At 49.7% G+C, this 24,234-nt stretch carries 19 protein-coding genes and 2 pseudogenes; 3 read left to right on the top strand and 18 right to left on the bottom strand.

Annotated features, from left to right (window positions below; genetic code table 11):
• Positions 1-166: 166 nt before the first annotated feature.
• The 10 genes from B0W44_RS02035 to arfA all read right to left on the bottom strand — a co-directional run bounded on the left by B0W44_RS02035 (position 167) and on the right by arfA (position 10,662).
• On the bottom strand, positions 167-1,006 hold the full coding sequence (locus tag B0W44_RS02035; RefSeq protein WP_077718553.1) for a carbohydrate ABC transporter permease: 840 nt from the start codon (positions 1,004-1,006) through the stop codon (positions 167-169).
• The gene (locus tag B0W44_RS02030; RefSeq protein WP_149026906.1) at positions 1,007-1,930 is read right to left on the bottom strand and encodes a carbohydrate ABC transporter permease; all 924 of its coding nucleotides are present in this window, start codon (positions 1,928-1,930) and stop codon (positions 1,007-1,009) included. It abuts the gene before it with no gap.
• A 336-nt stretch (positions 1,931-2,266) separates the two neighbouring features.
• Positions 2,267-3,580 carry an ABC transporter substrate-binding protein gene (locus B0W44_RS02025; RefSeq protein WP_077718552.1) on the bottom strand — a complete coding sequence of 438 codons (1,314 nt, stop codon included), beginning with the start codon at positions 3,578-3,580 and terminating at the stop codon, positions 2,267-2,269.
• A 595-nt stretch (positions 3,581-4,175) separates the two neighbouring features.
• The gene (locus B0W44_RS19170; RefSeq protein WP_149026905.1) at positions 4,176-4,343 is read right to left on the bottom strand and encodes a beta-L-arabinofuranosidase domain-containing protein; all 168 of its coding nucleotides are present in this window, start codon (positions 4,341-4,343) and stop codon (positions 4,176-4,178) included.
• A gap of 34 nt (positions 4,344-4,377) precedes the next feature.
• The gene (gene araA / locus B0W44_RS02020) at positions 4,378-5,862 is read right to left on the bottom strand and encodes an L-arabinose isomerase (RefSeq protein WP_077718551.1); all 1,485 of its coding nucleotides are present in this window, start codon (positions 5,860-5,862) and stop codon (positions 4,378-4,380) included.
• Positions 5,863-5,995: 133 nt separating this feature from the next.
• A complete protein-coding gene (gene araD / locus B0W44_RS02015) occupies positions 5,996-6,703 on the bottom strand; it encodes an L-ribulose-5-phosphate 4-epimerase (RefSeq protein ID WP_077718550.1) in 708 nt (235 codons plus the stop codon).
• Entirely contained in the window at positions 6,697-8,388 is a 1,692-nt protein-coding gene (gene araB, locus B0W44_RS02010) for a ribulokinase (RefSeq protein ID WP_179947363.1), read from the bottom strand. Before araB ends, araD begins: the two co-directional genes overlap by 7 nt.
• 175 nt (positions 8,389-8,563) lie before the next feature.
• Positions 8,564-8,833 (bottom strand): carbohydrate ABC transporter permease, encoded by a 270-nt coding sequence (locus tag B0W44_RS02005; RefSeq protein WP_169835367.1) that lies wholly within the window; start codon positions 8,831-8,833, stop codon positions 8,564-8,566.
• A gap of 23 nt (positions 8,834-8,856) precedes the next feature.
• Entirely contained in the window at positions 8,857-9,108 is a 252-nt protein-coding gene (locus tag B0W44_RS02000; protein ID WP_077718547.1) for an ABC transporter permease family protein, read from the bottom strand.
• Between the two features lie 45 nt (positions 9,109-9,153).
• Positions 9,154-10,662 carry an arabinosylfuranosidase ArfA gene (arfA, locus tag B0W44_RS01995; RefSeq protein WP_077718546.1) on the bottom strand — a complete coding sequence of 503 codons (1,509 nt, stop codon included), beginning with the start codon at positions 10,660-10,662 and terminating at the stop codon, positions 9,154-9,156.
• Between the two features lie 220 nt (positions 10,663-10,882).
• Here arfA and B0W44_RS01990 point away from each other — a divergent pair, with 220 nt between their 5' ends.
• Positions 10,883-11,794: an ArsR/SmtB family transcription factor gene (locus B0W44_RS01990; protein ID WP_077718545.1), complete on the top strand. Its 912-nt coding sequence runs from the start codon at positions 10,883-10,885 to the stop codon at positions 11,792-11,794.
• 49 nt (positions 11,795-11,843) lie between these two features.
• Here the strand turns inward: B0W44_RS01990 and B0W44_RS01985 are convergent, their stop codons facing one another.
• Entirely contained in the window at positions 11,844-12,956 is a 1,113-nt protein-coding gene (locus B0W44_RS01985; protein ID WP_077718544.1) for a GntR family transcriptional regulator, read from the bottom strand.
• A gap of 224 nt (positions 12,957-13,180) precedes the next feature.
• On the opposite strand from B0W44_RS01985, the pseudogene B0W44_RS01980 reads away from it, so the two are divergent.
• Positions 13,181-13,974, top strand: a pseudogene (locus tag B0W44_RS01980) (TIGR00266 family protein).
• A 285-nt stretch (positions 13,975-14,259) separates the two neighbouring features.
• Positions 14,260-15,129, top strand: a complete 870-nt coding sequence (locus tag B0W44_RS01975) for a cation diffusion facilitator family transporter (RefSeq protein ID WP_077718543.1) — start codon at positions 14,260-14,262, stop codon at positions 15,127-15,129.
• Positions 15,130-15,332: 203 nt separating this feature from the next.
• On the opposite strand, the gene B0W44_RS01970 is transcribed toward B0W44_RS01975, so the two are convergent.
• From B0W44_RS01970 to B0W44_RS01940, 7 genes and pseudogenes are all read right to left on the bottom strand, one after another.
• A complete protein-coding gene (locus tag B0W44_RS01970) occupies positions 15,333-15,707 on the bottom strand; it encodes a hypothetical protein (RefSeq protein ID WP_077718542.1) in 375 nt (124 codons plus the stop codon).
• A 102-nt stretch (positions 15,708-15,809) separates the two neighbouring features.
• Positions 15,810-17,828, bottom strand: coding sequence for an NAD-dependent DNA ligase LigA (gene ligA / locus B0W44_RS01965; protein ID WP_077718541.1), 2,019 nt, complete (start codon positions 17,826-17,828; stop codon positions 15,810-15,812).
• Between the two features lie 41 nt (positions 17,829-17,869).
• Positions 17,870-20,065, bottom strand: coding sequence for a DNA helicase PcrA (pcrA, locus tag B0W44_RS01960; protein ID WP_077718540.1), 2,196 nt, complete (start codon positions 20,063-20,065; stop codon positions 17,870-17,872).
• 65 nt (positions 20,066-20,130) lie between these two features.
• Positions 20,131-20,822 (bottom strand): annotated as a pseudogene (gene pcrB, locus B0W44_RS01955) (heptaprenylglyceryl phosphate synthase).
• 321 nt (positions 20,823-21,143) lie between these two features.
• Positions 21,144-22,595 (bottom strand): proline--tRNA ligase, encoded by a 1,452-nt coding sequence (gene proS / locus B0W44_RS01950; RefSeq protein WP_077718539.1) that lies wholly within the window; start codon positions 22,593-22,595, stop codon positions 21,144-21,146.
• Between the two features lie 101 nt (positions 22,596-22,696).
• Complete coding sequence (locus B0W44_RS01945; protein ID WP_077718538.1) at positions 22,697-23,038, bottom strand: YerC/YecD family TrpR-related protein; 342 nt, start codon at positions 23,036-23,038, stop codon at positions 22,697-22,699.
• Between the two features lie 50 nt (positions 23,039-23,088).
• Positions 23,089-24,102: a DUF3048 domain-containing protein gene (locus B0W44_RS01940; RefSeq protein ID WP_077718537.1), complete on the bottom strand. Its 1,014-nt coding sequence runs from the start codon at positions 24,100-24,102 to the stop codon at positions 23,089-23,091.
• Positions 24,103-24,234: the final 132 nt, after the last annotated feature.

Genomic DNA, 24,234 nt, shown 5'->3' with positions numbered 1-24,234 from the left:
TGGCATCGATCGCCACAGTGTCTTTGGTCTGTATGCAAAGCTGGACGAATGTCAGTCACCGTTTGTGTCACGGCTAACTATTTCAAGTTTTGGGAGACACCTCTTTTTTCGGACTAATTCCCTGACCACACAAGAGCTAACACATATGAAATTCATTTATACTACTTTATCCTTTAATGCTTCCTGTTGTCAGACCTGCAACAAAATACTTTTGAAAAGCGACATATAATATCATTACAGGAACTACGGTCATAATAGAACCAGAAATTAAGATATCATAATTATTTCCATATGGCGTTAATAATGTTGCCAGTCCAATCGGGAGCGTAAAAAGGTCATTTGATCTAATAACTACTAACGGCCAAAGAAAATTATTCCAGCTACTCAGCCCTTGGAAGATTGCCATTGCAGAAAACGCTGGTAACATTAAAGGTGCCATGATTTTAAAGAATATACCATATTCAGTACATCCATCCATTCTAGCAGCATCTATTAACTCAGAAGGTAATCCAAGACAATACTGTCTGAAGAAGAAAACTGAAAATGCAGAAACTATAGAAGGCAATATTACACCAGTATAAGTATTAATTAACTTTAAATCTATCATTAGTTGATATAAGGGGAGCATCATCACTTCAAATGGTATCATATTAATTAATAATACAAGTATAAATATTAAAATTTTACCTCTAAAATTATATACAGCTAAAGCGTAACCAACCATGGATGAGAAAAACAACGATAAAATAATGGTTAAAAAGGTAATAATCAAGCTGTTCCCGTACCACTTCCAATATTGAGTCTCTTGAGTAAATATGTATAAATAATTATCTAAAGACAGTTGATCCCAATCAATTGAAAAAGAGATACCGTTTCTCATTAATTCTGTTGATGGTTGGAAGGAAGATATCAAAAGGCTAATAAGCGGAAATAATGATAACACACAAGCAATAATTAATAATATATTGATCGCCGATGATGTAACAATGTTGCGAGATTTGTTCATTTATTTATCCCCCCTCTTAAATGAACCAGACATAATGAGGTAAACTAAACTTACAACAAATATTAATATCAGGACAATAACTCCTACAGCAGCTCCAAAACCTAAATTGTTTTTTTGTATTCCTTCTCTATACAAGTAAACGACTAAGGTTAGGCCTATATCGCCAGGTGAATTTGCTTCCCACAATACGTAACTTTCTTCAAAAACCCTAAAACCGCCAATTATACTTATCGTTACTACAAAAGTAATAATTGGTTTTAATTGAGGAAGAGTTATATGCATAAACTTTTGAAAGGAATTTGAACCATCTATTTCCGCTGATTCGTAGAGCTCATGAGGTATGTTTTGCAAACCTGCTAAAAAGTACATAATATTTACTCCCATCCAACGCCAAGAAGCTATCAGTACCATAATAAACATACCTGACCAGCCAGTACTTAACCAATTAAATGGTTCAAAACCTAGAAAGCTTACTATTTGATTCGCGATAGCCTTATCTGAATCCGCAAATACTAATCTGAATATTATCCCTGCTACAATAGTTGAAGTAAGAGCCGGAATAAATAAAGCTGACCTATAAAAGGTCCTAAATTTTATTAACTTAGAGTCTAGAAAAACGGCCAGTATTATTGGGATTACCGTTAATATTGTTATTGTTAAGACGGTGTATACTAATGTGTTTTTTAATGCAACAAAAAAGGTCGGATTAAATACACTTTCATAATTCGACAATCCTATAAATTCTATTTGCCCAGGTAGGATTTTTTGGAAACTCATAACAAAAGCTTGAATGGCTGGGTATAAAGTAAGAAGTAAAAATGATACGATAAACGGTAGAACAAAAACATACGGTGCTACTTTTTTTGAATTCAGTATGGATAATAATGTAAATGAATTCTTTTTGCTTTCAGTTTCAAACGTCACCGTCTTCCCCCCAATGCGCTTTTGTCGATTAAAATCGGTTTATCCACACATATGTATAATTTCTAAGTAACTATATGTTCGGAATATTCGGAATACAATGCAAGGCCATGCGTGATTTGCACAGTCTTCCGAGATCTGTTAAAATTCCATCCGAGTATTTTTTCAATGTTAGCAACTTGTGTATAATGCTGACGCCGCAAATTCCCGAGAAGACACGTACTTGGGAATTCTTCTAATTTCTATATATTGCTAAGACACATATTCAAAAATCAACAAAACGTCACTATTTTAAAAACTTAGAGGAGGGGCAGAGCCTAAGTCTACCCCGTTTCTCAACTACTGCCCCATAATTTCTTTAACATTATCGGCCGTTTGTTTTAAAGCTTCTTCTGGATCTTGTGCATTTTCCCTAATTACATTATGCATGACATTAGATTCAATTTCTGATAAAACATCAGGTGTAAATTCTGTTATATTCACACTACCTATACGATCTTCCGCCTCAAGTAAAATGTCAAAAATCCCATCATGAAAATATTCATAGTATTCATTATCTTCTTCCATAATCGGATCTTCCAAAGCATCCCAACGGTACGGGTCAAATCCTAGCTCTGTCCATAGTCGAATATTGCCATCTTTAGACAATTTAGAAAAGTACAGAAATTCTTTTGCAAGTTCTACACTTTCACTTTGGTTCGTTATCGCTGTACCTGTTCCACCCATAGGCGCCGAGACATTGTCAGAATCTTCCCAAGCTGGCATTAATCGTATTTCCATTTTGCCTTTGAGGTCTGGCATGTATTCGGTAAAATCCTTCATATAAAATAATGGAATTATTAGTGACGCCTGACCGCCATTATTCATAAATCCATAGAACTCTTCATTATGGTAATTACCGCCAGGAGCGACTTCTGCGATCCCATATTTGTTCACCCAATCATTAATAAAACTTAAGGTGTCAATATTTGTATCATTATCCAATGTCAAATTTCCGTTCTCGTCAAAAAAGTCAGAACCCTTTTGTACAATAAACGGCCATATAGAATACCAGTTAATCGCTACTGTAGTCATTGGCTTCCCAGTAGTTTCTACTACTTTCTTTCCTGCTTCGACATAGTCATCCCAAGTTGCAATTGAATCAATATCAACTCCAGCTTCATCCATAATTTCTTTATTGTAATAAACCACTGTAGCACCTAAATGTGTGGGAGCGCCATAATAGTTCCCATCTTTCTCATAAATTCTTAGTCTTTCAGGAATAAAACTATCTATTTCCGGTTCAATGATATCATTAAGCGGAACCAACTGAACTTCACCTTTTAGGAAGTTCGAAAATTTGGCTATTTCTATATCAACTATATCAGGTGCACCCTCTCCAGATTGTAAAGCCATCAGTAAATTATTATGCATTTGATCAAATGGGTACGTTTCCACTTTTAGATTGATCTGTTTTTCAGGATTTTCTTGATTCCATCTTTCTGCAGCGTTTTCAAAAAAGTCTGCGTGAGTGCCTGCAAAAGTCCAAAATGTTAATTCAGTTCCTTCAGCTCCCCCTTCTTCTGTTTTATCAGCTTCATTAGAACCACCACAAGCCCCCAGTAAAAATACCAACATAGTTATAGCAGCAAAAGTCAGAAGCGTCCTCCCCATAACTGCACCTCCATCATTTTTCCGAACAATTTTCGTACGATACTTGTACGTATAACATTTTCTTTTTTTATTATATATTATCAATATTTTCCTTTCAAGCTCAAAGAAAGTTTTTACGGCTATAAAATTATACGTACAAATTTCTACTCAAATTCCCAAAAAATATTAGGTGTACCGGTGGTGCAACACATAAATGGTACAAGAGTCACGCAAATGTTCCCGTGCTGACCGATTACGTGTCAGTCTGTATTTTTTACCGCAGTTCGATCTTCCCTCGTTTGTCACAAGGACTGGAACGTCAATTAACGTGTTGTCACCCTACATCCTGATAGTTTGCCACTATATCAGTTTCAGCAGTACTCCAGCCAACACAACTAGTCCGTACATAATAACGCCCTTATCGGGATTTATCCATAGATTGGTACAGATGTAGATTCATTGTTTTACTTATACAACCACCCCCTCCACTGTCTTTTCTGATCGTCAGATAGCCGCTATCTCCTCTTGTGTATACATCTTGCCCGTTTACTACGGCAGTTGCTGTACCCAGTACGGGACGCGTATACGAACGGTGAGCATCTCGTCGTTCGATTGCTCAAAACGTAACGTCGTCTGTCTTATCAGATTCCGGAAAGGAGGTATTTTGTATCACTTTAATGTCCCCATTTCCGATCTCTAATTGAGAGGCAATAAATAAATTAACGTACAGTTGATCTTGTTCTACGTAATAAATGTTTCTTGTATAGCGGGTAGGTTTCTCCATTTAAAATCTTATTTTCTACCCGATCCTGCACCTTTTACCCATAGACCACCTCATTCCACTTAAGCTCGTTGCGAAATGCGTGCCGACGTGTGTCTTTGTCAATGACGACACATTCGATGCCAGCCATGTCCGCCCAGTCGATAAGCTGCTCAGTAGTCACCCTGTACGAGAAACACGTGTGGTGGGCCCCACCCGCCACAATCCAACACTCAGCCGCCTCGCTGAGGGAGGGCGCCGGTTTCCACAACACGCGCGCCACCGGGAGCTTCGGCATGGCGCACTCAGGCTGAACGGCATCGACCTCGTTAACGAGCAATCTAAAGCGGTTCCCCATGTCGACGAGGGATGCATTTAACGCCGCACCACTTTTCCCGTCAAAGACGAGGCGGGCCGGATCTTCTTTGCCACCTATTGAGAGGGGATGCACTTCCACCCTCGGCTTCGTGGCCGCGACAGTCGGGCATACCTCCAGCATGTGCGAGCCGAGTACGAGCTCGTTGTCCGGTTCAAAGTGGTACGTGTAATCTTCCATGAAGGACGTGCCTTCGTTGTCCGCCAGTATTTTCATCATGCGGACGAGCGCTGCTGTTTTCCAGTCGCCCTCGCCGCCAAAACCGTACCCTTCCGCCATTAAACGCTGGACGGCAAGCCCCGGCAGCTGCTTCATGCCGTGCAAATCTTCAAACGTGGTCGTAAAAGCTGTAAACCCCCCTTCCTGCAGAAAAGCTTTCAAACCGAGTTCGATCCTGGCTTGTTCGCGTACGGAGTCGCGCACTGCACCTTCTTTAAGCCCTTCCGGTGCAATGTCGTACTGTTCAGCATACTCGTCCAGTAACGCATTGACTTCCGCTTCTTGAATGTCGTTGATCCTCTGTACGAGGTCCCCGACTCCGTAGCCGTTAATCGACCAGCCGAACTGAATTTGAGCCTCGACTTTGTCCCCTTCTGTGACGGCCACTTCCCGCATGTTGTCACCAAAACGGGCCACTTTCAACTGTTTGCCTTCCACATAGGCAACGGCCACACGCATCCAGCCTCCAATCCGCTCCCGGACAGCCTTACTCTTCCAATGGCCAACGACCACTTTGCGCCTGACATTCATGCGGCTTCCGATGAATCCGTACTCGCGGTCTCCGTGGGCGGACTGGTTTAAATTCATAAAATCCATATCGATACTGCTCCACGGAATGTCCCGGTTAAACTGGGTGTGGAGATGAAGCAGCGGTTTTTGTAGCGCAGAGAGGCCGGCGATCCACATTTTGGCCGGAGAGAATGTGTGCATCCAGGTGACGATGCCAGCACACTTTTCATCGCGGTTTGCATCGAGGCAAAGCCTCAATATCGCATCTGGCTCCGTTAACACAGGCTTGAATGCGATGGGAAAAGGGATGGACGAGTCGGCATTGAGCCCGTCGATCACCTGTCTGGCATGGGCCTCAACTTCCTGAAGGGTTTCTTCCCCGTACAAGTGCTGACTTCCTGTCACAAACCAAAATTCATACGGCTTTAACGCTATCACACAAGTTCCTCCTCTAGGTTGTTCGGATTAATAGGTTTAAAAACTATAAATATACCTATCTTGGTCGTACAAGTAAATAGACTAAAAAATGGCACGTACGTCTGACCAGCACAACTTCCTCCAAAACCGCCAATCAGCCCCTCTTTTCCTTTTGTCCGTAGTAGGCATTTGCCCCATGCTTGCGCAAATAGTGTTTATCCAGCAAACACTGGCTGATGGGGCGGACGTCCGGGTTCAGCTGATACGTGATGAACGCCATTTTAGCCGCTTCTTCCAGAACGACCGCATGGTGCACCGCCTGCTGGGCGTCCTCTCCCCAGCAGAACGGTGCGTGGTTTTTCACGAGGACACCCGGCATCGCCGTCGGGTCCAACCCGTTTTTCTGATACGTCTCGACGATCACACGCCCGGTCTCCAACTCGTAGTTTGTCTCAACTTCCCTTTCCGTCAACTCCCGGGTACACGGAATCTCTCCGTAAAAATAGTCGGCATGAGTCGTCCCCAGAGCAGGGAGCGGAAGGCCAGCTTGGGCCCAACTGGTAGCCCACGGCGAATGGGTATGCACAATTCCGCCAATGTCAGGAAACGCACGGTACAAGGCTAAATGGGTGGGCGTATCGGAAGACGGCCGCAAGTCTCCTTCGACGACCGTTCCATCAAGGTCGACGACTACGAGGTCTTCTGCCGTCATCTCGCCGTACTCGACGCCACTCGGTTTAATCACCACGTATCCTGTTTCCCGGTCGATTCCACTTACGTTTCCCCACGTAAAGGTCACGAGCCGATACTTCGGAAGGGACAGGTTCGCTTCTAACACTTCCGCTTTCAACTGTTCTAACACGGTTCGTTCACCTTCTGTTCTGAAGCTTCCCGTTTAAGGCGCTTCAATGTCTTCATCACGTCGTTGCTCCCGCGCCCGAAGTAGTCGTACAGCGTCGCGTATTCCCGGTACAACTGGTCGTAAACAGGTACGTGCTCCGGTTGTGGCCGGAAGACTTCGTCTTTCAGTTTCGCCATGTCCTGGGCGGCCTCGGTAATGCTGTCGTAGCCGCCCCTCTCTTTGCCGGCCGCCACAGCGCCGAACATGGCAGCCCCTAACGCCGGCGCCTGGGGAGAGGCGGAGATTTTGATCTCCATGTTCAAAACATCGGCGTAAATCTGCATCATCAGCGGATTTTTTTCGGCGATGCCCCCGCAGGCGTACACCTCGTTGACGGGAACGCCGGCCTCCCGAAAGGTTTCCACAATCATGCGCGTGCCGTAGGCGGTGGCCTCCATGAGGGCGCGGTAAATGTCTTCCGGCCTGGTCCAGAGCGTCGCTCCGATGAGCAGGCCCGTCAAGTCGGCGTCGACCAGCGTGGAACGGTTGCCGTTCCACCAGTCCAAGGCGAGCAAACCGCTTTCACCGGCGCTGAGACGACTCGCTTTTTCTGTCAACAGCTGATGGATCCCGATGCCTTTGGCTTCAGCTTCTTGCATGTAACGCTCAGGAACGGCGTTTTTAATCAGCCACTCGAAGTGATCCCCGACGCACGCCTGGCCCGCCTCATAGCCGAAGTAACCGGGGATGACGCCGTCTTCGACGACACCGCACATCCCGGGGACGACTTTTTCGTCTTCCCCGAGTAAGACGTGACAGGTGGACGTGCCCATGATCATGAGCAGTTTCCCCGGTTCGGTGATACCGACGGCCGGTACGGAGACGTGGGCATCGACGTTGGCGACGGCGACAGCGGTCCCCGGATTCAAGCCGGTAAGCTTCGCCGCCTCCTCCGTGATTTCTCCAGCCTTTGTGCCGATGGGGTAAATCGTTTCGCTCAATTTCTCCTCCACGACATGTTCCAGCCGCGGGTCCAGGGCCTTAAAGAATTCCCGGGAAGGGTAACCTTCTCGTTTGTGCCAGATCGCTTTGTACCCCGTCGCACAACTGTTCCGCTTGATGACGCCAGTCAGTTGGGAGACGACCCAATCCCCGGCCTCGAGCATGTGGGCCGACGCTTCGTATACGTCGGGGGCCTCGTTTAAGATCTGCCAGATTTTCGGTATGAGCCATTCCGATGAAATCTTACCCCCGTAGCGCTTTAAAAAGGCCTCGCCCCTTTCTTCTGCAATGGCGTTGAGGCGGTTGGCCTCGTCCTGGGCGGCGTGGTGTTTCCACAGTTTGACGTAGCTGTGGGGGTTGTGCCGGAAGGCTTCTGTCATGCAGAGGGGGGTGCCGTCGGCATCAACTGGTAGCATCGTACACGACGTAAAATCAATGCCGATCCCGATGACGTCGTCCTTAGACACACCCGATTGCTGGAGCAGTTCAGGAATGGTCTTCTGTAAGACTTCCAAGTAGTCAGCCGGGTGCTGCAGGGCCCAGTCCTCTTCCAGTTGGGTGACACCGTCCGGCAGCACATCATCGATGACGCCATGGGGATAAGCTTTTACCGCGGTCGCGACTTCACTTCCCGTCCCTACTTCGACGAGGACGGCCCGGCCGGACTGGGTCCCAAAATCGACGCCAACAGTGTATGTCGCCATGTACATCCTCCTTGCATCCATCACTTAATCGCTTTCATAAACGGCAGTGATAGACAGTTATTTAAGCGTGCCCTTTCTTTCACTGTCATTTAATTGCAACTTGTACGTATGACTTCACTATTATTGTAGCATCCTTCTATATTTTTTCAACAGGTTTTTTATTGTTTATTTTCATTTAACCTTTTACCCCGCCGACAGTGAGGCCGGATATGAAGTAACACTGGAAAACAGCGATCGGCGCGATAACTGAGGGCAAGACGACGGCCGCATACGTGTCAATTAAGTTTAAAGCGGTCATCAACCTAAATAGCGGTAACATCAGTATTTCAAAGGGAACCATTAAGATAAAGAGCACTGCGACAAACACGAGGTTTCGCCCCCGGAACTGATAGACAGCGAGGGCATATCCGACCATCGATGAGAAAAACAAGCACAGTACTGTCACAATCAGCGTAATGAAAAGGCTGTTCACGTACCATCTGAGATAGATACTGCTGTAAAAAGGTAAATATAGTTGTCCAAGCTCAGCAGTTCCGGCTGCAGCGTCAGATTGAGACTGAATCGCACCAATTCAGTCGAAGGCTTAAACGATGCCAAAAGCCAGCAGAACAAAGGAAACAATGCAATCAGCGCCAGAATGCTGAACAATGCCGTCAGCAAAGTTGAAGTTTCCTCCTTTTCCAGTACTCCCGTTAAACTTACTGCAATAAATTCTGCCAATTTTGCAAGTTGTATCGGGCACCTTGAGATGCCCGACACGACGTGTTAAGTTTTCTTAAGTCTAATCACGTTCCAGGACAGTTTCGGAAGATGGGCTGTCAATATACCGTCGTTCACTTCCGACACACCGCGGTTGTGCGGTTTCACCGGTTCTTCTTTCGCTGTATTCACCGCCTTGACGTCGTCATGTTCCAGCACAATGTGTTCGGTTAGGCCGTAGGCGTCAAAACTCCTCGCGTCACACTCCAACAACAGACTGCCTTCCAGGTCCCGGTTGACGGCGAAAATCGTCAGTTCTTCCCGTTCTTCGTCATAGACGGCCGCCGATTCGAGGTAAGGGACATCTGTAAAATCCTCGCTGTCGTACACGGGGGAGTTTACGACCGGGCGGAGGGCTGTTCCGCGCCCGTAAAGGGAGGCGTGCATGTACGGGTAGAAAATGGTCTGCCTCCACGCCGGACCGCCGTTTTCAGTCATGATCGGTGCGATTACGTTGACGAGCTGGGCCAGACACGCAATTTTCACACGGTCAGCGTGTTTGAGCAGCGTCGTCAACATGCACCCGACCAACAGGGCGTCTTCAAACGTGTACCGGTCTTCCAAGAGCGGAGGCGCCACGGACCAAGGCTCAATCGCCTGATCTTGTTGATTGGAGTGGTACCACACGTTCCATTCGTCAAACGAAAGGTGGATCGTTTTCTTGCTTCGTTTTTTCGCTTTTACGTAGTCGCACGTCGCAATTACTGAACGGATAAAGGCGTCCATGTCCAGCGATTTGGCCAAGTAGTTCGCAGTGTCGCCACTTCGGTTTCCGTAGTAAGTATGTAATGAAAGGTAGTCCACGTATTCATACGTGTGGTCGAGTACCGTCGCCTCCCACTCCGGGAAAGTCGGCATTTGCGAGTTGGAACTGCCGCACGCTACCAGTTCAATGTCCGGGTCGACCCACTTCATGACTTTAGCCGCCTCGCACGCGATGCGTCCGTATTCTTCTGCGGTTTTGTGGCCGATTTGCCACGGACCGTCCATCTCATTGCCTAAACACCACGTTTTAATATTGTGCGGTTCTTTGTACCCGTGAGAAACCCTGAGGTCGCTCCAGTACGTTCCCTCCGGGTGGTTGCAGTATTCGACCAAATGCCTTGCGGCGTCGATTCCCCGCGTTCCCAAGTTGACGGCCATCATCGCTTCCGTCCCAACGGCCCGACACCACTCCATAAATTCATTCGTCCCTACTTCATTCGTCTCAACGCTTTTCCACGCGAGATCCAGTTTGCGGGGGCGTCTGTCCACCGGTCCTACTCCGTCCTCCCAATCGTAACCCGAGACGAAATTCCCGCCGGGATACCGTACGATCGGCACATCGAGTTTGCGCACCAGTTCCATCACATCTTGGCGAAATCCCCGTTCGTCAGCTGTAGGATGCCCCGGTTCGTATATGCCTCCGTACACGGCCCTCCCCAAATGCTCAATGAACGACCCGTAGATCCGGTCATCAACCGGAGCAATCTGGTACTGCTTGTCAACCGTCATTGTCGCTTTGCGTTTCCCCATCACGATTCTCCTCTCCTATCGTTTTTAACGGCTTAAAGCGTCTCTTGCGCGTCTTTCACCTCCTAACATTAATATATATATTAATTATTAATTATTTTATTTACATAGTCATTTTAGTTTTTTTATGCAATGTTGTCAATCGTCTCCCACTTAAATATTGTTTATTCAAGAAGCACTATGTTAATATTTATGTTAATTATTGATAATGGAGGAATGGTCGTTGGAAATCGACATATCCGAGCGCAGCCTGCCTGTCTTTGAAGCGTTGGCCAGCAAAGTCCGGCTTGACGTCATCCATTTACTCGCCAGACGGCCCATGAATGTCAAAGAGCTGGCCCAAACACTCGGACTGAGCAGCGCGATTATGACGATGCACATCAGAAAGCTAGAGGGAGCTAACATCATTCGGACTGAGTTGAGACCTGGAAAAGGCGGCAGGCAGAAAATGTGTTTTTTAAACGCGCACAAGATTGAAATCTTGTTTCCAGACCTGACCCGCGACACGCGAAAATACCATCAAACCGATGTTCCTGTCGGCCACTATTCGGATTTTGACGTAAAGCCGACCTGCGGTTTGGCCACAGCTGATAAAGTCATCGGCACGTTTGACGACCCCCGCTGCTTTATGTTGCCTGAAAGAGTGGATGCGAAAATTTTGTGGCTTGGACAGGGGTTTCTCGAATACAAAGTTCCTAATTACTTGTTGCGATCAGAGATTGCTGAAGAGTTGGAAATTTCGATGGAATTATCTTCGGAAGCTCCCTTTTCCAACAGCAACTGGCCGTCAGACATCTCGTTTTTTTTCAACGGCGTGTACTTAGGGAAGTGGACGAGCCCCGGGGATTTCGGAGGTTACCGGGGTCGCTACACGCCGGATTGGTGGGATATCAACATCAACCAATACGGGTTAATGAAAATATTAAGAGTGAAGAAAGACGGATGTTTTCTAGACGGGGAAAAAATTTCGGATGTTACGTTGGATCAAGTAGACGTGGAAAAACAACAGTGGACATTCCGCATCGCCGTTTTGGAAGACGCCGAACACATCGGAGGGCTCACGCTGTTCGGTTCGAATTTCGGAAACTACGACCAAGATTTGCGCTTCCGCCTGTATTATACGAAACGGAACTGAAACGGCACTTCCTTCGAAGCAGCGAAAGAAGTGCCTCCACGTGCTCCTTCTATTTCGTATGAACCACTTCACCCATCTCTCGCGTCGAGTGCCGGATGACGAGTTCCGGCGTGTACACCTTTGAGTGGCTGAACGTCTCGTCGCCTCCGTCTTCTATTTGGGACACGATCCATTTGGCCGCTTGAATCCCCATGTCCATTTTGGGATGGGTGACGGAAGTCAATTTCACTTCCGTCGCTTCGGTCAAATGGGAATCATCGTACCCCACAATGGACAGATCTTCCGGAACTTTCAATCCAAGCTCCCGCGTCACATGCAACACGTTGAGAGCAATTTCGTCATTGTAACAGACAATGCCCGTCGGCCTGTTCGGCGACCGGAGCAACGCCCGCACTTCATCGACCGTTTTTTCGTCCCGGTTTTCCGTCGTATACGTAATGACCATGTCAGAAAAAAAGGGCAGGTGATGCTCCCGGATGGCGCGAAAGAAACCTTTCATTCTGTTCACGCCTTGCAAGTCATCGTTTTTAAACAAACCGAGTAACCGTTTGTGCCCCAGCTTGATTAAATGTTCTGTCGCGATATATCCCCCGTGCTCATCGTCCAATATGATGTGCGGCGGACTGATGCTCTGATAAAACTGGTTAATCATTAAGTACGGAATTTCGTTTTGCTCCAAGTTTAAGTAGTAATTGAGATTCGGGTTGTCACTGGCACTCTTTGTCGGTTCGACAATGAGGCCGTCGATATTTCGGCTCAACATGTTCTCCAGGCACTGTTTTTCCTTTTCGATGTCATTGTCCGTACTGGCGACGATGAGGGAGTACCCTTCCTCGGACAAGTGCGATTCGATTCCACGAATAATGGACGGGAAAATGTACTCCGAAATATACGTCGTAATGACACCGATATTTTTCTCGGAGCCGCCGTGTTTTATTTTTTTAAAGCGGTGAGTACAATACGTTCCAGATCCTTGTTCCCGGTACAGCCAGCCTTCGTGGACTAAATCCCCGACGGCCCTCCGCACCGTATGACGGCTCACTTCAAATATTTTCATTAATTCATTTTCCGAATAAATTTTCTCTCCTGGCTTTACTTTCCCTTGTAAAATCCACGTTTTGATCGTGTTTTTAACGACTTTGTACTTGGCGTCTGCCCGCATGCCATCCATCCTTCACACATTAAGGTTACATTAACTTGTACGTATAATTATCCTTATTATAAATGATTAAAATTCACTTGTCATGTTAACCTCTTTGAGCGCTTCTCTAAAAAATGCCGCTCGGCGCCTTCAAGTAAAAGATTACACCTACCGTAGAACTCGTCTGCCTCGTTTCTATGTTAATATCTAAATAAAAAGATTAGCGAAGACAGGAGTTGGTACAATTGAATACCCACGACATTGACTACAGCATCGTGGGCGATGACATGCAGTTCGTTGAAATCGAACTGGACCCCGGAGAGACGACTGTCGCTGAAGCCGGATCACTCATGATGATGGAAGACGGGATCGAGATGGAAACGATCTTCGGCGACGGATCCTCTAAAGAAAAGGGCTTTATGGGTAAACTTCTCAGTTCGGGCAAACGGTTGTTAACTGGTGAAAGCTTATTTATGACGACGTTCACCAACCGCGGAACGGGAAAAAAGCATGTGTCATTCGCCGCACCGTATCCGGGAAAAATTATTCCGATGGATTTGTCTGAGTTGGGAGGCAAAGTGATCTGTCAGAAAGATGCCTTTTTGTGTGCAGCCAAGGGCGTGTCCATCGGCATCGATTTTCAACGCAAACTGGGAACAGGGTTTTTCGGCGGCGAAGGGTTTATTATGCAAAAATTAGAAGAGGATGGCCTGGCGTTCATACATGTCGGTGGAACGACGAAACGATTGGATTTAGGCCCTGGTGAGATGATCCGAGTGGATACGGGATGTCTGGTCGCGCTGACCCGCGAGGTTGACTACGGCATCGAGATGGTATCTGGGATCAAGACGGCCTTGTTCGGCGGAGAAGGTCTGTTTTTTGCCACATTAAGAGGCCCTGGCAGCGTGTGGGTACAGTCCTCCCCTTCAGCCGACTGGCCAGCCGCGTCTTCAGCGCGATGCCGGAAGTGCCCGGAGGAAGTGACAAAGGGGAAGGCAGCGTGTTAGGCACTGTGTTTGATAAACTTGGCGGGCGGTAGGCGACCCTTCACACCTTTCCATCACCGAAGCTGACTTAGCCAAAAACCGAACTTTCTCCAAAAAACCCCCGTATCAGCACTTTGCAATTCCGTTTGAAAGAAGTATAATGGGAATGCTGTGAAACGAGGGGTCGCTTATGCATATGAAATGGATGGCCAAATGTGACATAATAGAACCGCCCGATGTACGGGGCGGTTCTTCCGATTTGTTTCGCCTGTGCAACATTATGTGGTCACGGCATCATTTTTTCCTTTCTCAACAACTGTCCGTCCGAGGTGAGTGGGATGCGGCCAGCCCGTGTGGCCTCGCTGTCCATTATCAGTAACACCTTTGTGGTGCTGTTAAAAATCGTCGTCGGTCTGTTAACGGGCTCTGTCGCCATTCTGTCCGAGGCGATTCATTCCGGACTCGACCTCATGGCGTCCGTCATCGCCTACGTTTCTGTGCGAACATCCCACCAGCCCCCGGACCGGACACACCCCTACGGACACGGCAAAATCGAAAACGTCTCTGGAACGATTGAAACGTTGCTCATCTTTGTAGCCGGGATCTGGATTATCGTAGAGTCGGCAGAAAAAATTCTCCATCCGGAGCCCATCCGCATGCCGTTCCTCGGAATTTCTGTCATGCTGATCGGCGCCTTGGTCAATTGGCTCGTGGGGCGCAAAATCCGGCGTGTCGGGGAAGAGACGAAATCTGTCGCGATGAAATCCAACGCCTTGCATTTAATGACGGACGTTTACACCTCGCTCGGTGTCGCGGCCAGTTTAACTCTCGTCAGTTTTACTGGATTCTACTTTCTCGATCCACTCATCGCCATCGGGATCGCCCTGTTTATTATGAAAGAAGCAGTTCAACTGGGAAAAGAGTCGTTTATGCCCCTTTTGGATGCCAGCTTGACAGGGAAAGAGCGGGAACAAATCAACCGGATTATCCAACATTACGCCGATGAGTACATTGAATATCACAATTTGCGTACCCGCCGTTCAGGCGCTGAAGAACACGTCGACCTTCACCTCGTCGTCCCTTCAGACAAAAGCGTCGATGAAGCCCACAACCTGTGTGACCGGATTGAAGCGGACATTCGACGTGTCTTTCCAAAAGCTCAAGTGCTCATCCACATTGAACCGGAGTCGGAGCGGAAAGACAAATAGCCGTCCCGATAACGGCCGGTCGGCACGGCTTTTCAAAACGACTTGCCCAACACTGACCGTCATGTGACATCACAGCGCCAGCAAAAGCCGTGGAACGATGATCTCGGGACAACATCCCTTTTAACTTCTACAAGTGGCAACGAGTATTTACCGGCACGGGAGTACAACGGCCGTGACGTGCTACAGCAGGGCTTAGCCCTAAACTAAAACAACGTATTAAAGTTGGTAAACAAGTGGTACACGTACCAGATGCCGTTCCCTAAAAACACGAGAAATGTCACATAAAATGATACGTTTAACACGTTTTCTAACCATTCTTTACGGTCTTGATCACCTTTTTTTACGACGTGGACGACGAGGACGGCGGCTGCCAGAAGGAAAAGCACGACAAACGTCGTGCACAAAAGTGTAACGTGCAGTTGGGCTGTGCCAAGGTCCATTTCACCGACAGCGTGTAACGTTCTCACGGGATGCGCCCACAATTCGGCCGGCGAAACAGCCAGGACGGCAAAAGTCCCCACAAACAGCAAAACAGAGCTGATGACGGCGATGAGCAGTGACACAATGATAATTCCCAATCCCCTTTTTCCCCCCTCGCCACTCGCACTGTCATTATTTTATTACAACCGCGGATGGATTAAAACCATTCCGCCTGCTCGCCGCACGTCCGTTCAGTTTATTTACGCCTCCAACTCCTTCAACACGTCCATCAACTTTTCCTCATCCCACACTTCAATCCCCAGTTTTTGCGCTTTGGCCAATTTAGAACCAGCTTTTTCCCCGGCGATGACGAGGTCTGTTCGTTTGCTGACGCTGCCGGTGACATTGCCGCCGAGGGCTTCGATTTTGGCGGAGGCTTCTTTGCGCGACCAGTTTTGCAAAGTTCCGGTCAGGACGACGGTCTTTCCGCTAAACGGACTGTCTGACACCGCCTGTTCCGAACGCGGTCCTCTGTATGTGAAGTTCACACCGGCTTTACGCAACTTTGCCAACGTCTGTTTCACTTCCGGCTGTTGAAAATACGTGATGATGCTGTCGGCGATCTTCGGGCCGATGCCTTCCACGGCCAGCACTTGCTCGTAATCGGCCTGCTCTAGTGTGTCGAGGTCGCCGAATTCCTGGGCGAGAATGCGGGCCGCCTTAGCCCCGACAAAGCGGATGCCCAGACCGAAAATCAGTTTCTCCACTGAATTTTCTTTGCTTTTCTCTATAGCCGCCAAAAGATTATCTACCGACTTCTCTGCCATGCGCTCCAACTGTAACAGCTCATCCCGCTGAAGGTAGTACAGATCGGCCACGCTGCGGACAAGGCCTTCGTTAAACAGTTGGGTGACCACTTTTTCTCCCAGTCCATCGATATTCATCGCATCCCGGGAGACGAAGTGGATAATGCCTTCCCGGGTCTGGGCCGGACATTCGGGGTTGATGCACCGGAGGGCTACTTCTTCTTCCAGGTGGACGAGTTCACTGCCGCATTCCGGACATTCATCGGGCATGTGGTACACTATTTCTTCGCCTGTCCGCCGTTCGGGGATCGATTTGATCACTTCCGGAATGATATCCCCTGCTTTTTTCACGACGACGTGGTCCCCGATACGGATGTCTTTCTCCCGGATGAGGTCTTCGTTGTGCAAAGACGCGCGCTGTACAGTCGTCCCCGCCAACGTCACCGGTTCCAACACAGCCGTCGGTGTCACGGCCCCTGTCCGACCGACGTTCACTTCAATGGCTCGGACAATCGTCACCGCTTCTTCCGCAGGAAACTTGTAGGCGATGGCCCAGCGCGGACTCTTCGCCGTCGTCCCCAGCTGTTCCTGTATCGAGAAATCGTCCACTTTCACCACAATGCCGTCGATGTCGTAATCGAGTTCGGCACGCCGTTCCCGCCAACTTTCCACGTACGCGATGACTCCGTCAATGGACTCCACTCGCCTCCGTTCGGGGTTGACTTTAAATCCGAGGCGAACCAAATAGTCGAGCATTTCCCATTGGGTGCCGATACCGTGTCCGGTCGTATCTCCCACACTGTACATGAACACACTGAGGGCCCGTTCGGCCGCAATCTTCGGGTCCAGTTGGCGCAGTGAACCGGCGGCGGCGTTACGCGGATTGGCGAACAGGGATACGCCCGCTTTTTCCCGCGCTTCGTTCAGGCGGACGAACTCCTTTTTTGGCAAGTACGCTTCCCCCCGCACTTCGATGTCTACAGGTTCCTTCAAGCGCAGCGGTATGGCCGGAATCGTCTTTAAGTTTTGGGTTATATCTTCACCCGTCGTACCGTCACCACGCGTAGCCCCCAGTGTCAGCCGTCCGTTTGTGTATCGAAGTGAAATTGCCAGCCCGTCAATTTTCAGTTCGCACGTGTAGGCCATGTCGCCGCTTACCCCGGCCGCCCGCTTCACCCGCCGGTCAAAGTCCCGCAGTTCCTGTTCGTCGAAGGCGTTGCCGAGACTGAGCATCGGGGTGTCGTGCTCCACTTTCTCGAAGTACGGGAGAGGCTCACCGCCGACCCGTTGGGTCGGGGAGTCCTCGGTTACGAGATCGGGAAAAGCCTTCTCCAATCGCTCCAATTCGCGCATCAGTTGATCGTATTCCGCATCCGAAATGACGGGATCGTCTAATACGTGGTAGCGGTAATTGTGCTCCTCGATCGTTTCTCGCAGCTGGACGATCCTTTTTTCTGCTTCGGATCTGTTCACCTTGCTTTCCTGCCTTTCTCACTGTAAGTCGTATCGCGTCGTCACACTTTTTCAATCGGGGCGAAGCGAGCGAGGAATCGCTTGACGCCCTTCGGTGCCGAAAAGGCGATATCCAACTCGACATCGTCACCGTCTCCCGACACTTTGACAACCGTCCCTTGCCCAAATGTGCGGTGTCTCACTCTGTCCCCCACCTGCCAGTCCCCGGGAGAAGCCGTCGGCTGATGCAGCCTCCGCGGTTTCAACAGCGGTTTTGACCTGTTCGTCTGAGCTGAAGTTTTGTCCACGTCGCGAATGTAGTCTTCCGGAATTTCTTTTAGAAACCGGGAGGGAGGATTCATCATCGTTCTTCCGTACAGTGTCCGCGAATGGGCGCGGGTGAGGGAGAGGCGTTCTTTGGCACGGGTGATGCCGACGTAAGCGAGTCGCCTTTCCTCTTCCATCTCTGCTTCCTCTGTCAAGGCGCGAGAGTGGGGAAAGATGCCTTCTTCCATGCCGATGAGAAAAACGTGCGGGAATTCCAGCCCTTTCGCACTGTGGAGTGTCATCAGCGTGACGGTGTCTTCCCCTTTCTTTTCTGGATGGTCTACATCCAGTGTGTCAATGTCGGCAATGAGGGCCAACTCCGTGAGGAACGCAACGAGCGACTTGTCGTCACTGCGCTGTTCAAAGTTTTGCGTGACGGAAATGAACTCGTCCACGTTTTCCAGTCGAGTAGCCGATTCGATGGTCCCTTCCCGCACAAGTTCCAAGCGGTATCCCGTCCGTTCCAACACTTCTTCAGTGAGCTCTGTCACTGTCAACTCATCAACCTTCGCCGCCAGTTCCCCGATCATGCACCGAAACGATTCCAACGTCTGGACAAAGCGCTTCTGCAACCCGATGTGCTCTCCTTCCCCCATCGCTTGATAGAGGGACATCCCGTTCTGTGCCGCGTACCGAGACAGTCTGTCCACAGTTGTCTTTCCCAGCCCGCGTTTTGGGACGTTAATGATGCGGGTCAAACTCAAGTCGTCGTGGGGGTTGGCCACCAGGCGCAAGTAGGCGAGCAAGTCTTTAATCTCCTTGCGTTCGTAAAATCGGATGCCGCCTACTATTTGGTACGGGATGTTCGCCTTGACGAGTACTTCTTCCATCACCCGCGACTGGGCATTCGTGCGGTACAAAATGGCAAAGTCGCGGTACGGCCTTCCCTGTTTGTGCCCTTCGACTATCCTGTCCACCACATAGTACGCTTCGTCGTGTTCACTGCTGCCGGCAAAACGTTCAATCGGCTCCCCTTTGCCGAGGTTCGTCCACAGGCGCTTCGCCTTCCGTTGTTTGTTGTACGCGATCACGTGGTTGGCCGCTTCCAAAATCGTCTCCGTGGAGCGGTAGTTCTGTTCTAGTTTGACTACTTTCGCCTCAGGATAATCTCGTTCAAAGTCGAGGATATTTGAAATGTCCGCACCGCGCCACCCGTAGATGGACTGATCGCTGTCCCCGACGACACAAATGTTGTGATGATGATCAGCCAACAGTTTAACGAGGCGGTACTGGGCGTTGTTCGTGTCCTGGTACTCATCGACGTGAATGTATTGAAATTTTCTCTGGTAGAAATGGAGAACGTCTGGCACTTGTTGAAACAAATCGATCGTTTTCACGATCAAGTCGTCAAAATCGAGGGATTGGTTGGCACGCAGTTTCTCTTCGTATGCCGCGTACACTTCGGATACGACTTGTTGAAAGACGTCCCCCGCTTTTCTCCCGTACTCATCTGCTTTCACAAGGCGGTTTTTCGCCTGGCTAATGTGCGCCGCAATGGCGCGGGGATCAAATTTTTTCGAGTCGAGGTTTTGTTCGTTCAAAATTTGTTTCACGACCGTCAACTGATCGGCGCCGTCCAAAATCGTAAAATTGCGCGAGTAGCCGATTTGGTCGAGATCCCGGCGCAGGATACGCACACACATCGAGTGAAAGGTGAAAATCCATATATCCTCCGCTTCCGGTCCGACCATCTGGGTGATGCGCTCTTTCATCTCCCGTGCCGCTTTGTTCGTAAACGTAATCGCCAAAATGTTCCAAGGCGTCACGTTTTTGCGCTGAAGCAAATACGCCACTCGGTGTGTCAAGACTCGCGTCTTCCCACTTCCCGCTCCGGCGACGATAAGCAGCGGTCCGTCCGTCGTCTCCACGGCTTCCCGCTGTGCTTCGTTTAAACTGTCAAGCAATTGATCTGCCTGCTGTTTGAGGTCCATCGCCGTCACTCCTAACCGAACGTTAGTTCTATTGTAACAAAATGAGACGTACGCACAAGGAATGACTAGTTTTTAACAGCTGTCACTGTTCGAAGGGCTTGACCTAAGTTCTCGTACAAAATGTTGCCGACGACAACCGTATCGGCGATTGCCGCCATTTCCCGCGCTTGCTCCGGGTGGCGAATGCCCCCTCCGTAAATGAGCTGTGTGTTGCTTATCCCTTTACGAGCAGCCTGCACCATTTTGGTATCTCCGTACATTCCGCTGTATTCCACATATAAGATCGGCAAGCGGAGCAGATGTTCCGCCATCTCCGCAAACGCCGTGATGTCTTCCCCAGTCAAATCTGTGCGGCTTCCGGTCAACTTGGCAACCTTCGCGTGGGGATTGAGGACCACATACCCTTCGGCGACGACGTCCGTCCAAGGGATCATCCCCCGAACGCCTTGACCGCTTCGTGTTGGGCACCGACGACCCACTGGGTGTCAGACGCGTTCAAAACGACGGGAACCAAATACCCGTCAAACCCGGGCACAACGGCTTCCCGACTCGATACCTCCTGTACACACGGAAGCTCGTAACGCCGAATGCGCCCCAACAGCTCGACCGTGTTGTCAAAAGTGACGCCGTCCGTCCCCCCCACCATCACCGCATCTGTCCCAGACTGACAGAGTTCGTGCAAGTCTTCATCGGACAGTTCCTTTTGCGGATCCAGTTTAAAAACGTGACGCCACGTGGGCAGCATGTCGATCAACATCTTCGTTTCGCCCTTTTCTACTAGCCTTTCGTCTCCTTTCCCAATTATAGCGGAACAGCTCCCCAATTTCATGCCTCCCTTTCAGTTGGGTAGGGCCACAGTGCACGACACAAACTGCCGAGTGGCACGGCGTCGTGATCCCGGTTCGTAGAAAGTGTCTTTCCCTCCCAAGACACCGATAGAATCAGCTAGAATTTCGTGCGGGCAAGGTTACCTGTACGAGCAATGCTTTACCTGTAGTTCGACACTGTGCCATAAAAAGCCTTATCGATAAAATCGCACAAAAAAAGGATGAGCACGCTCACCCTTTCATATTGTCAGTCAGTACGCTTTGGCAAACCATACGGAGTGTGCAGCTGATTTCCCGCAAGAAACACAAGTCGACAGCGTCTCCGGCGGATCGAACGGAATGTTGCGGCTCGTGGCCCCGGCCTGTTCTTTGACCGCTTTTTCACACACCTCGTCGCCACACCATCCTGCAAGGGCAAACCCTTTCTGGTCGCGGACGATGTGTGTCAGCTCCTCCATGCTGTGTGCGACGTGGGAATGGTCGTCCCGAAATTTTTTCGCTTTGTCAAACATGTTGTGCTGTATCTCCTCCAACAGACGGGGAAGCCTTTCAGTCAATTCTCCCTCTGGGACGAACAGTTTTTCCCCGGTATCGCGGCGCACGAGCACGACCTGTCCCTTTTCCATATCCCGGGGGCCGATTTCCAGGCGGACTGGGATGCCGCGCATTTCATACTCGTTAAACTTCCAACCCGGACTCAAATCTTCCCGGTCATCCATCGTGACGCGTATGTTGCGATCTGCCAGCTGCTGATGTAGTGCAGCTGCGTGTGCCACGACACGGTCCCGCTCTTTTTTCGGGCCGATGGGTATGATCACCACTTGCTTCGGTGCGATCAACGGCGGGAGAGCCAGTCCTCTGTCATCGCCGTGCACCATAATGATCGCACCGAGAATGCGCGTACTCACGCCCCACGACGTGGTGAAGACGTGTTTCAAGGTGTTGTCTCTATCCAAATACTGGATGTCAAAGCCTTTGGCAAAGTTCTGTCCCATGTAGTGGGACGTGCCGGCTTGCAGCGCCTTCCCGTCTTTCATCATCGCTTCGATGGAGTACGTATGTACGGCTCCTGCAAATTTTTCTGAAGGTGTCTTCTGTCCTCGGTACACCGGAATGGCGAGCACGCCTTCCACAAAGTCCGTATACAAATCGAGGATCATGCGCGTCTCGCTCTCTGCTTCCTCGGCCGTGGCATGGGCCGTATGTCCTTCCTGCCACAGAAATTCACTCGTCCTTAAAAACGGCAACGTTCGCTTTTCCCAGCGCACGACGTTCGCCCACTGGTTGATTTTCACGGGCAAGTCCCGGTACGATTGAATCCAGCGCGCGTACATGTGCCCGATGACCGTCTCAGATGTAGGACGGACGGCTAGCCGCTCTTCCAACTTCTCGCCGCCGGCTTCCGTCACCCACGGCAACTCGGGATTAAACCCCTCGACGTGTTCCTTTTCTTTCTCAAAAAAACTTTCCGGGATGAATAGAGGGAAATACGCATTGCGGTGACCCGTTTCTTTAAACCTCCGATCAAGCTCCCTTTGGCACGCTTCCCACAGCTCATACCCGTCCGGCTTAAACACGATACAGCCGCGCACCGGAGCGTAGTCCATCAGATCCGCTTTTTGGATGACGTCGATATACCACCGGGAAAAGTCCTCACTTTGCGGTGTAATGTTTTGCACGTATTGGTCGTTTCCCTTCGCCATAACCCAGCCTCCAACTTGCGTTCATTTGTTCTGAATCACGTGACGTTACACCGTAATCGGTTTACGCCTCCCCATTATAACGAAACAGCGGCCCAAATTCATCAAGGCGCTGACTCGTCCCTCTGTTTCGCCTCGTTGCCCTCTACTGTCCCCTTTTGCTTCAGCCGGTCGAGAGCCAAGACGTATCCGTCCGTGCCGTATTTCAAACAGCGCTTCACGCGGGAAATCGTAGCCGTACTCGCTCCTGTTTCTGCTTCAATTTTGCTGTACGTGTACCCTAACCTCAACAACCGGGCCACTTCTAGCCTTTGTGCCATTGATTTGATTTCGTTGACCGTGCACAAATCGTCAAAAAATTTATAGCAGTCGTCCATGGTCTTCAGTTCCAAAACGGCAGCAAACAGTTGGTCAATCTCGCGGTCTTTCCATTTTTCCAATGGCATGATGAGTTCCTCCTGTTCACTTTACTCCTTTACTTCGACACGGTAAAAGATTATTCCTCCTCGTCTCCATAGCGAACATCAGCGTCTTCGGGGACGACGTTGACCCACGTCTTGCCGGGGACGAGTGGCAGTTCCTGTCCATCTGCATACGGACGGGGAAATCCGTCCACGTACTTCCACTGTATTTCCCGGACGGTCCCCTTTTGAAACAACCAACCCTCGCCGCTCCCAGTCAAACCGACTTCACGCCGTCCCTGCTCGTCCAATACGCGGTGGGACGCTTTAATGGCGAGGACGTTGTGCATCGTTAGCGGTTGTTCCGTTTCCAAGTCGACGTGCATTTCCCCTTGCGTCCACCGGGTGTAATGACCTGCAGCCGTATCGTACGTATAGCGAACTGCGTAAAGGGGACCGTACACGATGTCAATGTCATTTGCCGTCGCACCCCCGCCCACGTCTTCCGCTGCTGAAAACGTCAGTTGTGGGAGCGGACCCCTGTCCGCAAACCCCTGTTCAGATGCACCTTGTAACAGCTGTTCCACACTCGTGTACAGGTTGTGCGGCGCTTGGCGAAAATCTTCCCGCGTAAAGTACTTGCCGTCTTCCGCTATGCCGTCCAAACTCGGAAACCCGGACTGGCTGTAGCGTTCCTTTGCCGCCGGACTCCCGCCGGCATGGGCGACGACGGCGTTCAACCCCTCCGCCAAATCTAAGTAATACGGCCGCACGCTGCGCACCGGGCCGACGGTTCCTTCAGTCTCGGAGTGGTAAAAGGCGGCAAAGCGGGTAATTTCCCCTTCCGCCAGCACTTCAAACACGATGTCGGCCCGGTCTAAGCCCGTTTGGGGGCGAGCCTTCGGGTGGTTGTTGACCATCACCATCACAACTGGATGGGAAATGTCCCCATCTGCCGTCAAACCAGTCAACGGCATGGTACGCCCCTCGCTGTCCGCCCCATCTTCCACAGCTTGGGGGTCGCTTACGTTTTTCGTTGGCTGCTCATCGGAATTGCATCCGGAAGCTAGCAAGCCGATCGTGACCCACAATACGACAAATCGCTTCATTAATATCTAACCTTCTTCTCATAAATGGATTGTGTCTGAACCACTTCGCGTTCAGTAATTCATTTTCCTGCCGTCCTGGCTGTCTTTTATCTATTTTAGCAAATAGATAGCAGAGGCAAACGAAAAAAAATT

The organism is Novibacillus thermophilus, assembly GCF_002005165.1.
In the GTDB taxonomy this organism is placed as follows: Bacteria; Bacillota; Bacilli; order Thermoactinomycetales; family Novibacillaceae; genus Novibacillus; species Novibacillus thermophilus.
Note: the sequence above shows the minus strand (reverse complement) of the source record. Positions and strands in the feature narration are given on the sequence as shown.